Source organism: Streptomyces sp. NPDC093568, assembly GCF_044764945.1.
Lineage (GTDB): Bacteria > Actinomycetota > Actinomycetes > Streptomycetales > Streptomycetaceae > Streptomyces.
The window spans coordinates 375,967-388,090 of the sequence record NZ_JBIWJD010000005.1 but is presented as its reverse complement, the minus strand read 5'-3'; the positions used below and the strand labels follow the sequence as shown (position 1 = coordinate 388,090).

Annotated in this window: 9 protein-coding genes and 2 pseudogenes; 3 read left to right on the top strand and 8 right to left on the bottom strand. The window is 69.3% G+C overall.

Annotation, left to right across the window (positions count from 1 at the left end; genetic code table 11):
• The 7 genes and pseudogenes from ACIRD7_RS22460 to ACIRD7_RS22430 all read right to left on the bottom strand — a co-directional run.
• Positions 1-121: alkaline phosphatase D family protein (locus ACIRD7_RS22460; RefSeq protein ID WP_403456399.1), on the bottom strand; the 121-nt coding region annotated here is incomplete at its 3' end.
• Positions 100-999: pseudogene (locus ACIRD7_RS22455) on the bottom strand (alkaline phosphatase D family protein); the annotation flags it as partial. The gene ACIRD7_RS22460 and the pseudogene ACIRD7_RS22455, both read right to left, overlap by 22 nt.
• 379 nt (positions 1,000-1,378) lie before the next feature.
• Positions 1,379-1,729: a hypothetical protein gene (locus ACIRD7_RS22450; RefSeq protein ID WP_403455897.1), complete on the bottom strand. Its 351-nt coding sequence runs from the start codon at positions 1,727-1,729 to the stop codon at positions 1,379-1,381.
• 183 nt (positions 1,730-1,912) lie between these two features.
• Positions 1,913-2,158, bottom strand: a pseudogene (locus tag ACIRD7_RS22445) (hypothetical protein); the annotation flags it as partial.
• A 251-nt stretch (positions 2,159-2,409) separates the two neighbouring features.
• Positions 2,410-3,234: a thioredoxin domain-containing protein gene (locus tag ACIRD7_RS22440; protein ID WP_403455896.1), complete on the bottom strand. Its 825-nt coding sequence runs from the start codon at positions 3,232-3,234 to the stop codon at positions 2,410-2,412.
• A gap of 76 nt (positions 3,235-3,310) precedes the next feature.
• Positions 3,311-4,009, bottom strand: coding sequence for a hypothetical protein (locus tag ACIRD7_RS22435; protein ID WP_403455893.1), 699 nt, complete (start codon positions 4,007-4,009; stop codon positions 3,311-3,313).
• Between the two features lie 89 nt (positions 4,010-4,098).
• Positions 4,099-5,424 (bottom strand): DUF2252 domain-containing protein, encoded by a 1,326-nt coding sequence (locus ACIRD7_RS22430; RefSeq protein WP_403455890.1) that lies wholly within the window; start codon positions 5,422-5,424, stop codon positions 4,099-4,101.
• Positions 5,425-5,679: 255 nt separating this feature from the next.
• Here ACIRD7_RS22430 and dnaE point away from each other — a divergent pair, with 255 nt between their 5' ends.
• A complete protein-coding gene (gene dnaE / locus ACIRD7_RS22425) occupies positions 5,680-9,219 on the top strand; it encodes a DNA polymerase III subunit alpha (RefSeq protein ID WP_403455889.1) in 3,540 nt (1,179 codons plus the stop codon).
• Positions 9,220-9,303: 84 nt separating this feature from the next.
• On the opposite strand, the gene ACIRD7_RS22420 is transcribed toward dnaE, so the two are convergent.
• Positions 9,304-9,468 (bottom strand): hypothetical protein, encoded by a 165-nt coding sequence (locus ACIRD7_RS22420; RefSeq protein ID WP_403455888.1) that lies wholly within the window; start codon positions 9,466-9,468, stop codon positions 9,304-9,306.
• A gap of 247 nt (positions 9,469-9,715) precedes the next feature.
• Between ACIRD7_RS22420 and ACIRD7_RS22415 the strand changes: the two genes are divergently transcribed.
• Positions 9,716-10,936 (top strand): NYN domain-containing protein, encoded by a 1,221-nt coding sequence (locus ACIRD7_RS22415; protein ID WP_403455887.1) that lies wholly within the window; start codon positions 9,716-9,718, stop codon positions 10,934-10,936.
• 189 nt (positions 10,937-11,125) lie between these two features.
• The gene (locus tag ACIRD7_RS22410; protein WP_403456396.1) at positions 11,126-12,100 is read left to right on the top strand and encodes an ABC transporter ATP-binding protein; all 975 of its coding nucleotides are present in this window, start codon (positions 11,126-11,128) and stop codon (positions 12,098-12,100) included.
• Positions 12,101-12,124: the final 24 nt, after the last annotated feature.

Sequence of the window (12,124 nt, the reverse complement as noted above, 5' to 3'; positions counted from 1 at the left end):
CGTTGGCGATCTCGTGGTCGTCCCAGATCGCGATGACGGGCGCCTTCGCGTGCAGGGCCTGGAGATCGGGGTCCGTCTTGTACTTGCCGTGCCGGCGACGGCCGGACGCACCGGCATCCACTCGAAGTACGCCTGCTTGGCGGCGGCCTGGCGCGCGGCCCACGCGCCCTCGGCGCCCTCGGTGTGGTTCTCCGCGCCGCCCGACCAGGCGTCGTTGGCGATCTCGTGGTCGTCCCAGATCGCGATGACGGGCGCCTTCGCGTGCAGGGCCTGGAGATCGGGGTCCGTCTTGTACTTGCCGTGCCGGCCGCGGTAGTCGGCGAGAGTAAGTGTCTCGTTGGCAGGCTCCGTCTTCCGTACGACGGTGCCGCGCGTGCCGTACTGGCCGGTGCCGTACTCGTAGATGTAGTCGCCGAGGTGCAGCCAGGCGTCCAGGTCGCCGCGGGCGGCGAGGTGGCGGTACGACGCGAAGTAGCCGGCCTCCCAGTTGGCGCAGGAGGCCACGCCGAAGCGCAGGCCGGAGACGGCGGCGTTGGCCGCCGGCGCGGTGCGGGTACGCGCCACCGGGGACTCCGTGCCGCCCGCCGAGAAGCGGAACCAGTAGTCGGTGGCCGGCTCCAGGCCCCGTATGTCCGCCTTCACCGTGTGGTCGGAGTCGGCGGTCGCGGTGGTCGAGCCCTTGGCGACTATGTTCATCAGCGCCTTGTCCCGGGCCACGACCCAGCTGACCTCGACGGGGCGCCCGAGCCCGGAGCCGGGCGTCGCCTCGGGGGCCGGGGTCACCCGGGTCCACAGCAGGACGCCGTCGGGCAGCGGGTCACCGGAGGCGACGCCGTGCAGGAAGGAGGGGCCCGCTTCGGCGGCGCCGGCGGGCAGCGCCGCGGCGACAGGCCCGGCCAGGACAGCCGTCGCCGCCGCGGCCTTGACGACCGTACGGCGGCGAGGGGAGAGGGAGTTGATGGCCTCGGACGATGTGGAGGCTCTGTATCTACTGGTCACGGCGCATCAGGTTACTGATCGGTATGTCATGCGCGCCAGTGAACTCCCCAGACATGCCCTTTGTTTGGTTTGAGTTCCCGAGGATTCCAGGTCGACTAAACCCCGGGGATCACGGCCGGGCGGGGGCCTGTCGCCGGGAGGGCGGACGGGCGTGGCGGGACCGGGATCCAGTCGGCCCTGTCGGCTTCCGCCTTTCCGCGCCCCGCCCCGCCGTCGGTCCTCCCATGAAGCGGAACGTGGAATACCTCACGGTTCGCATTCGCCGTTCGGCGCCGCCCTCATCACAACAAAAAGCCCCCTCGGACCTGTTGAAGGAATTCCGAGGGGGCGTTTCAAGTAATCGCGGAACCGGCCGGATGCCAGCCGATCCGGACGCCGGTCAGCAGTGCTTCACCGTGCCCGACTTGAGAGCCAGGTGTCCGCTGTAGATCCATCCCTCGTTCACGCGGACCCACTGGTTGCCGTATTTGTTGACGGTGAAGCACCAGGCGTTCAGGTCGTGGCCCGGCGCCATGCTCCTCAGCGCCGTGCACTCCGACGCGGGTTCCTTGTACGCCTTCGCGCCGCCCACCACCACGACAACCCCGTTGGATATGTTGCTCGCCGACACGTGATCGCAGGCTGCGGCAGCCGCCGTGCCCGCGGTCGCCACGTTCACCGCGATGCCGCTCACGGCCAGCGCGGTCGCCCCCAGTGCCCCCGCCAGCTTCTTGTGGAATCCCATGGTCATCCTTGCTTTCTTGCCAAAACGATCTTGCAAACCCTGATTCAACCGGGCTGCCGATGGAGCCCACCACAGGGTTTCCGGAAAACATCTGGCCGAAATGTCCCCCCCCGGCGGGGGCGCGATTTCAGCGCCGCGCTTCCCGCCGGGAAGCGACTTCGTCGTCCCGAGGGGGGCTGCCCGGGACGGTCAGAGCCCCGGAACGCGGCCGTTGCGGAAGAGGTCGACGAAGATCTGGTGGTCGCCGCGGGCGCGGGCGCCGTAGGAGTGGGCGCCGTAGGAGTGGGCGCCGTAGGAGTGGGCGAACTCCACCAGTTCCGCGGCGGAGCCGCCCTCGTCGCGGGCGATGGCGGCGTCGATGGCGTCCTCGGTGGAGAACGGCACCAGCGAGTGGCCGCTCTCGTCGTCCGCCGCCGCGTGCATGACGGCGGTGGCGAGGAGCTTCCCCGAAACCGACGACCGGCGGGAGGGCCTCTGATCATGACGGGTCGGTCACCACGGCGGACCAGGCGGAGGGAGGTTACGCGCACTTATCGCGAACGCTGCCAAGCTCGCCTTCTGCGATCGCAGCGCGGATGGAATGCGTGCAGTGGCGCGAATCGGCTTGCCCCCTGGACAGCGAAATGGGAAGTGTCACGGGCCTGAAGTCGGTCCGTGACACTTCCCATTTCCGTGGGGCTGCGGAACTAAGAGTTGAGAGCCTTCTGTATTGCGGTGTTGAAGTCGGTGACCGACATGGGGGTGTTCTTGCCGTCGCTGCCGGTGACCTTCTTCTCGTCCATGAGCAGCGTCGGCGTGCCCTGGAACTGGTACTTCTCGCCGTCGGTGTCGAACTTCTCACTCATGACCAGCGCCCACTTGTCGTAGGTGCCGTTCTTCACGGCCGTCTGGAACTGCTTGTTGCCCTTCAGGCCATCGACCGAGTTGGCCACCTCGATCAGGTAGTCGTCATCCTTGAACTTGTCCTCGGTCTCGTTGGGGTGGTACTTCGTCGAGTAGAGCGCCGTCTTGTACTTGAGGAAGGCCTCGGGGCTGACATTCAGGGCGGCACCCAACGCGCTGAGTGCGTTCTTGGAGCCCACTCCTGGAACGTTGTTGTCGATGAAAGTCGCGCCGACGAACTGGATCTTGTACTTGCCGTCCTCGACGTCCTTGTCGACCGTCGAGCCGACGGTCTGCTCGAACTGGGCGCATGCGGGGCAGCGCGGGTCCTCGTACATGACCAGGGTCTTCTTGGCGCTGTCCTTGCCGATGACGACGGTCGTGCCGTCCTTGCCCGAGCTGTTGGCCGGCTTGACGAGCTTCTCGTTCTTCGCGGCCTCCCAGCCATCGGGCTTGTTGGCCTGGACGATCGCGTAACCCACGCCGCCCGCCGCCGCCAGGACGCCGACCACCGACGCCGCGACGATGATCTGCCGCTTGGCCTTCGCCCGCTTCGCCTCGCGCTCGCGCTCCGCGCGCAGTCGCTCCCGGGCCGCCGTCTTCGCGGACTGGCTGTTGCGCTTGCTCATCTTGATGCTCTCCATGGGGACGCGCACACGTCGTGTGCGGAATACGTAAAGGTGGGCTGTGGTGCTCAGATGCTGTTCACGCGCAGGTGAAGGCGGGTGAGCACGGTGGTCCACGGCGTCCCAGGGAGTGCACGAGGAGGCGGCTGCGGGCGGCGGCCGTACGGTCGGTGGTGCGCGGCAGGCCGCGGGAGGGGGCGGTGGGCGGGACGGTCACCGCCGTGACCGCCAGCAGCAGCGGCCGGAACGTGGTGGCCGCCACCGCGCGCAGAAGCTGCGCCAGCGCCCGCTCGCCGCGGCGCAGCCAGGCCGCGGCGAGGAGGCCGACGCCGATATGGGCGCCCAGCAGCAGCCAGGCGGTGGCCGGGTCGACGTGGGCGAGCAGACCGCCGAGGCGGTCGGGGTCGGCGCCGGCGACCTGGGCCAGCGGGGCGCCGACCTGGGTGCCCTCGCCGCACAGCACGTCCCAGCCGACCGAGGCCAGCGGCCCGGCGACCGGACCGCCCGCCCTGCCGTAGCAGACGTGCTGGCCGGTGGTGAGGATCGTGTCGGCGGCCAGCTCCAGCGGGATCAGCAGCGCGGCGATCCGCCCGAAGGTCCGCTCACGGCCGGCCAGGGCGTAGGCGAGGACGAACACGGCGGCCGTGAGCAGGGCCACCGTGTTCAGCGGCAGGGGCGCGCGGGACAGCAGCACGTGCGACGCGGTGCTGAGCGTCACGACGAGTGACGTGAACAGCGCCGCGCGTACGGCTCGCAGCTGGGTCCCGGATATGTCCATAGCGCAGGAGAGTGTGTCACGTGGTCCTGTAAAAGACCCCTAAAGGGTGCCTGTGCGCGGGCGCGGAGTGCCCGGGTGCGGCCCTTTCGTCACAGACCCGGGATCCGGCCGTTGCGGAACAGGTCCACGAAGATGTGGTGGTCGGCACGCGCGCGTGCGCCGTAGGTGTGCGCGAAGTCGACCAGGAGCTCCTCGAAGCCGTCCTCGTCGGCGGCGATCGCCGCGTCGATGGCCCGCTCGGTGGAGAACGGCACCAGGGACTCGCCGGAGGTGTCGTCCGCCGCCGCGTGCATCGTGGCCGTGGCCCGCCCGAGGTCGGCGACGACCGCCGCGATCTCCTCCGGGTCGTCGATGTCGCCCCAGTCCAGGTCCACGGCGTACGGCGAGACCTCGGCGACCAGCTGCCCCGCGCCGTCCAGCTCGGTCCAGCCCAGCCACGGGTCGGCGTTCGCCTGGAGGGCGCGCTGGGAGATCACCGTGCGGTGGCCCTCGTGCTGGAAGTAGTCGCGCAGGGCCTGGTCCGTGACGTGCCGGGAGACGGCCGGGGTCTGGGCCTGCTTGATGTAGATCACCACATCGTTCTCGAGGGCGTCGGTGTGGCCCTCCAGCAGGATGTTGTACGACGGCAGCCCGGCCGAGCCGATGCCGATGCCACGCCGGCCGACGACGTCCTTCACGCGGTAGGAGTCCGGGCGGGCCAGGGACGCGTCCGGCAGGGTCTCCAGGTAGCCGTCGAAGGCCGCCAGCACCTTGTAGCGCGTGGCCGCGTCCAGCTCGATGGAGCCGCCGCCCGGGGCGAAGCGGCGCTCGAACTCGCGGATCTCCGTCATCGACTCCAGCAGGCCGAAGCGGGTCAGCGCGCGGGCGTCGCGCAGCGCGTCCAGGAGCGGACCCTGGGCGGTGTCCAGCGTGAAGGGCGGGACCTCGTCGCTCTTGGCGCCGGTCGCCAGCGCGTGCACGCGCTCGCGGTACGCGGCCGCGTAGATCCGCACCAGCTCGGTGATCTGGTCGTCGCTGAGAGCCTTCGCGTAGCCGATGAGGGCGATCGAGGCGGCGAAGCGCTTGAGGTCCCAGGTGAAGGGGCCGACGTAGGCCTCGTCGAAGTCGTTGACGTTGAAGACCAGGCGGCCGTTGGCGTCCATGTACGTGCCGAAGTTCTCCGCGTGCAGGTCGCCGTGGATCCACACGCGCGAGGTGCGCTCGTCCAGGTACGGGCCGCCGCGCTTCTCCGTGTCGAGGTCGTGGTAGAAGAGGCACGCCGTGCCGCGGTAGAACGCGAAGGCCGAGGCCGCCATCTTCCGGAACTTCACGCGGAACGCGGCCGGATCGGCGGCCAGGAGCTCGCCGAAGGCGGTGTCGAAGACGGCGAGGATCTCGTCGCCGCGCTGCTCGTCGTTGAGCTGGGGGACCGACATCGCTGGGTGCCTCCTGGTGCATGTGTACGACAGCGTTTCTGTCGTATCCAACGGGTGGGCCCATCGGAAAGTGCCCGCGGCCCTCGCTGTGAAGGTACGCGGGGCAGCCCCGTGAGTGTCAGTGCCGAGGCATAGACTTCGACGCTGTCCCCAGAAGTGTCCGTCCGCCTTTCACCGGGCGTCCACCCGTCGCCCGACCACCGCCCCTCAACGAGGCGCTTCGCGCCGCAGCGTTACATCCATGGAGGCCAAGCCGTGTCAAAGCCGCCGTTCACGCACTTGCACGTCCACACCCAGTACTCCCTGCTGGACGGCGCCGCGCGGCTGAAGGACATGTTCAACGCGTGCAACGAGATGGGCATGACGCACATCGCCATGTCCGACCACGGCAACCTCCACGGGGCGTACGACTTCTTCCACACCGCGCAGAAGGCCGGGGTCACCCCGATCATCGGGATCGAGGCCTATGTCGCGCCCGAGTCCCGGCGTAACAAGCGCAAGATCCAGTGGGGCCAGCCGCACCAGAAGCGGGACGACGTCTCCGGTTCCGGCGGTTACACCCACAAGACGATGTGGGCCGTGAACAAGACGGGCCTGCACAACCTCTTCCGGCTGTCCTCGGACGCGTACGCCGAGGGCTGGCTCCAGAAGTGGCCCCGGATGGACAAGGAGACGATCTCCCAGTGGTCCGAGGGGATCGTGGCCTCCACCGGCTGCCCCTCCGGCGAACTTCAGACCAGGTTGCGCCTGGGGCAGTACGACGAGGCCCTGAAGGCGGCGGCCGACTACCAGGACATCTTCGGCAAGGACCGCTACTTCCTGGAGCTGATGGACCACGGCATCGAGATCGAGCACCGGGTCCGCGACGGCCTGCTGGAGATCGGCAAGAAGCTCGGCATCCCCCCGCTGGTGACGAACGACTCGCACTACACGTACGCGCACGAGGCGACCGCCCACGACGCCCTGCTGTGCATCCAGACCGGCAAGAACCTCTCCGACCCGGACCGCTTCAAGTTCGACGGCACCGGCTACTACCTGAAGTCCACGGACGAGATGTACGCCATCGACTCCTCGGACGCCTGGCAGGAGGGGTGCGCCAACACGCTCCTCGTGGCCGAGATGGTCGACACCACGGGCATGTTCGAGAAGCGCGACCTCATGCCCAAGTTCGACATCCCCGAGGGCTACACCGAGATCACCTGGTTCAAGGAGGAAGTGCGCCGCGGCATGGAGCGCCGCTTCCCCGGCGGCATCCCCGAGGACCGCCAGAAGCAGGTCGAGTACGAGATGGACGTCATCATCCAGATGGGGTTCCCGGGCTACTTCCTCGTCGTCGCCGACTTCATCATGTGGGCGAAGAACAACGGCATCGCGGTCGGCCCCGGCCGAGGCTCCGCGGCCGGCTCGATCGTCGCCTACGCCATGGGCATCACCGACCTCGACCCGATCCCGCACGGCCTGATCTTCGAGCGGTTCCTCAACCCCGAGCGCGTCTCCATGCCCGATGTCGACATCGACTTCGACGAGCGCAGGCGCGTCGAGGTGATCAGGTACGTGACGGAGAAGTACGGCGCCGACAAGGTCGCCATGATCGGCACCTACGGCAAGATCAAGGCGAAGAACGCCATCAAGGACGCCGCGCGCGTGCTGGGCTACCCGTACGCGATGGGCGACCGCCTCACCAAGGCGATGCCCGCTGACGTCCTGGGCAAGGGCATCGACCTCGACGGCATCACCAACCCCTCGCACCCGCGCTACAGCGAGGCGGGCGAGATCCGCGGGATGTACGAGAACGAGCCGGACGTCAAGAAGGTCATCGACACCGCCAAGGGCGTCGAGGGCCTGGTGCGGCAGATGGGCGTGCACGCCGCCGGCGTGATCATGTCCAGCGAGCCCATCGTCGACCACGCCCCGATCTGGGTGCGGCACACCGACGGCGTCACCATCACGCAGTGGGACTACCCCCAGTGCGAGTCGCTCGGCCTGCTGAAGATGGACTTCCTCGGCCTGCGCAACCTGACGATCATGGACGACGCCGTCAAGATGGTGAAGTCCAACAAGGGCATCGAACTCGACCTGCTCTCCCTGCCGCTCGACGACCCGAAGACCTTCGAACTACTCCAGCGCGGCGACACCCTGGGCGTCTTCCAGTTCGACGGCGGCCCGATGCGCTCGCTGCTGCGGCTGATGAAGCCCGACAACTTCGAGGACATCTCCGCCGTCTCCGCGCTGTACCGTCCGGGCCCGATGGGCATGGACTCGCACACCAACTACGCCCTGCGCAAGAACAAGCTCCAGGAGATCACCCCGATCCACAAGGAGCTGGAGGAGCCCCTCGAAGAGGTCCTGGCCGTCACCTACGGCCTGATCGTCTACCAGGAGCAGGTGCAGAAGGCCGCCCAGATCATCGCCGGGTACTCGCTCGGCGAGGCCGACATCCTGCGCCGCGTGATGGGCAAGAAGAAGCCCGACGAACTGGCGAAGAACTTCGTCCTCTTCCAGAAGGGCGCCCGCGACAAGGGCTACAGCGACGAGGCCATCCAGGCCCTGTGGGACGTGCTGGTCCCCTTCGCCGGCTACGCGTTCAACAAGGCGCACTCCGCCGCGTACGGCCTGGTGTCGTACTGGACGGCCTACCTCAAGGCCAACCACCCCGCCGAGTACATGGCCGCGCTGCTGACGTCCGTCAAGGACGACAAGGACAAGTCGGCGGTCTACCTCAACGAGTGCCGCCGCATGGGCATTCGCGTGCTCCCGCCGAACGTCAACGAGTCGCTGCACAACTTCGCCGCCCAGGGCGACGACGTGATCCTCTTCGGCCTCGAAGCGGTCCGCAACGTCGGCACGAACGTCGTCGAGTCGATCATCAAGAGCCGCAAGGCGAAGGGGAAGTACGCCTCCTTCCCGGACTACCTCGACAAGGTCGACGCGACCGCGTGCAACAAGCGCACCACCGAATCACTGATCAAGGCGGGCGCGTTCGACAGTCTGGGCCACACCCGCAAGGGCCTCACCGCGCACTTCGAGCCGATGATCGACAACGTGGTCGCGGTCAAGCGCAAGGAGGCGGAGGGCCAGTTCGACCTCTTCGGCGGCATGGGCGAGGAGCAGAGCGACGAGCCCGGCTTCGGACTCGACGTCGTCTTCACCGACGAGGAGTGGGACAAGACCTATCTGCTCGCCCAGGAGCGGGAGATGCTCGGTCTGTACGTCTCCGACCACCCGCTCTTCGGCCTGGAGCACGTGCTGTCCGACAAGGCCGACGCGGGCATCGCCCAGCTCACCGGCGGTGAGCACGCGGACGGCGCGGTGGTCACCATCGGCGGCATCATCTCGGGCCTGCAGCGCAAGATGACCAAGCAGGGCAACGCCTGGGCGATCGCCACCGTCGAGGACCTCGCCGGCTCCATCGAGTGCATGTTCTTCCCGGCGACCTACCAGCTCGTGTCGACCCAACTCGTCGAGGACGCCGTCGTGTTCGTCAAGGGCCGCCTCGACAAGCGTGAGGACGTGCCGCGGCTGGTCGCGATGGAGCTCCAGGTCCCCGACCTGTCCAACGCCGGTACCAACGCGCCCGTGATCCTCACCATCCCGGCCACCCGGGTCACCCCGCCCATGGTCAGCCGCCTCGGCGAGATCCTCACCCATCACAAGGGCGAGAGCGAGGTCCGCATCAAGCTCCAGGGCCCGACCAAGACGACCGTGCTCCGGCTCGACCGCCACCGGGTGAAGCCCGACCCGGCGCTGTTCGGTGACCTCAAGGTGCTGCTCGGCCCGTCCTGCCTGGCCGGCTGAGCCCTCATACGAGAGGGGCGCACCTCGCGCGTCGGGTGCGCCCCTCATCGTGTGCCTGGGCCGCAACGGCCCTTCACGCAGATGTCAGTTGTGGCCGAAGCGCTTCTGCTTGCCCTTGCGTGCCATGTCGGCGGGGGTCACCTGCGGCATGTGCTGCTCGGTCTGCGCCTCCATCGAGGAGCCCTGCGCCTGCTGCTGACCACGCTCGGACTGCGGCTGCTTGCGGTCCTGCTTCTTGTTCTTGGCCATGGTGATCTGCCTCCTGTGGGGGATCTAGGGGCCAGGGCCGCGACCAGATTCACATAGGCTGATAAAGAACGCATTTCGGATAATTACCGTGTGTAACAGCGGTTGTCGGGGCGTGAGGCGTGGCGCGCCGTCGAGCCGATGCCCCGAAACGCCACGCCGAAGATCGAGTTCGCCCCGTTAACCCCCGCGTGGTCGGGCAGACTCGAAGGAAGCCTGAAGCAAACCTCCCGGGAAGAGGGTGAGTCGTGTGGACCGCTGCATCGTCCTGGTGGACGCCGGGTATCTGCTGGGGGCCGCAGCCAGCCTGCTCGCCGGGGAACCCTCCCGGTCCCGGATCACCGTCGATCACACCGCCCTCATCCAGGGGCTGCGCGAGCGTGCCGAGTCCGACACGGAACGACCCCTGCTGCGCATCTACTGGTTCGACGGCGCCCCCGACCGCGTCCCGCAGCCCGAGCACCGCCGGCTGCGCGTCATGCCCCGGGTCACCGTCCGGCTCGGCGCCCTGACCCGAAGCGACGGCCGCTGGGCGCAGAAGGGCGTGGACGCCGCGATGCACGCCGAGCTGACCGAGCTGGCCCGCAACCGCGCCTGCTCCGACATCGTGCTGGTGACCGGCGACGGCGACCTGCTGCCGGGCATGATGGCAGCGAAGGAGCACGGGGTCGCCGTACACCTGTGGGCCGTGCAGGCCGCCGACGGTGACTACAACCAGTCCGAGGACCTGGTCGCCGAGGCCGACGAACGACGCGTGCTCGACCGTACGTGGATCACCAAGGCCGTACGCGCCAAGGAGCTCACCGGCGTGTGCGCCCCGCCGCCCGTGCCGCGGCCCGAGATCGCCGCGATCCTGTCCGCGCCGCTGCCCGACTCCGCGCTCGGCGCGACGGCCGAGCGCACCGCCGAGGAGACCGAGCACGCCCCGGCGGTCGCCCCCTCGGAGAACGGCACGCAGGAGCGGGTGCCGGCCCCCAAGGGCGTGCCCACGCCCAAGGACCTCGCCGCCCTGCGCGCGCCAGGCGTCCAGCCGACCCAGCATCCGACGAGCGCGACGCTGCGCTGGTCCTCCGACAAGGGGTGGGTCGACCGCCCCGGCGTCGCGGCCGAGCCGGCCGACGTCGCCTCGATGCCGACGCTCGCGCAGCTGACCACGGCGGAGCAGCGGTGGGCCGACCGGGAGGAGGACATCACCACCGTCGGCGGGGATCCGTACGAGGTGGGGCAGGTGTTCGCCCGGCGGTGGATGGGGCGGCTGGGCGACCAGAGCCATCTGCACAAGCTGTCCGCGATGTATCCCCGCATTCCGCATCGGATCGACGGGGAGCTGCTGCGGTACGCGGCCCGGTTCGGGCTGCTCGCACACAAGGACGATCAGATCGACGAGCACGACCGGTACGCGATCCGGGCCGGGTTCTGGCGGGAGATCGATGTGCGGACGGCCGCGGAGCACGCGCCCGCGGGGGAGTGACCGGGCGGCGCGCCCCGTCGTCGTCGGGCGCCGTTGCGGCTGATTTATGGGCACAGGTGGATTACGGGCTGCGAGCAGGGGATTTGTGGCGAGTGGCCGACCCGGGAGCGGAGCAGGGGTCCGGACCCCGTAGGCTCGTCCCTTGTGAGTACGCGCGTGGGACAGGCACTTCGGCACCGTGGGGATGTCGTGTGCGCCGTGCGCGGGCTGACGAAGACCTATCCGGCGGTGCGGGGGCGGCGCGGAGCGCCCGGTACGCCCGAGGTGCGGGCCACCGATGACGTGCGGCTGGACATCCGGGGCGGCGAGATCTTCGGGCTGCTCGGCCCGAACGGCGCCGGCAAGACCACTCTCGTACGCCAGCTCACCGGGCTGATGCGGCCCGACGCAGGCAGCGTGGAGATCTTCGGACACGACGTCGTGCGCCACCCGGAGCGCGCCGCGCGCATCCTCGCCTACCTCGGGCAGGAGTCGACCGCCCTCGACGAGCTCACCGTGTCGCTCGCCGCCGAGACGACCGGACGGCTGCGCGGACTGGACGCGCGGCAGGCGCGGGACGAGCGGGACGCCGTACTGGACGAGCTGGGGCTCACGCCGCTCGCCGGGCGGCCGCTGAAGAAGCTGTCCGGCGGGCAGCGGCGGCTGGCCTGTGTCGCCGCCGCGCTGGTCGGGGAGCGGCCGCTGCTCGTACTGGACGAGCCGACCACCGCGATGGACCCGGTGGCGCGGCGGGCCGTGTGGTCGGCCGTGGACCGGCGGCGGGCCGAGCGCGGTACGACCGTGCTGCTCGTCACCCACAACGTCATCGAGGCCGAGACGGTGCTCGACCGGGTCGCCGTCCTCGACCGGGGCCGGGTGATCGCCTGCGACACGCCGTCCGGGCTCAAGGAACGGGTCGCCGGCGAGGTGCGCGTCGAGCTGCTGTGGCGCGAGCGGGCACCCCTGGACGTGCCCGAGGTCGCCGCGCTCCAGGACCGGGCCGTGGAGTCCGGGCGGCGCTGGACCCTGCGGCTCGCGCCCGAGGAGGCCCGCGCGGTCGTCGCCACCGTCACCGGCGGAGCCGCCTTCGCCGCGCTCGACGACTTCACGCTCGCCACGCCCAGCCTGGAGGACGTGTATCTGGCGCTGGGCGGAGCCGCGCAGACGGGGTTGGTGAAGGCTTGAGCACACAGACCGTCGTATCCGTAC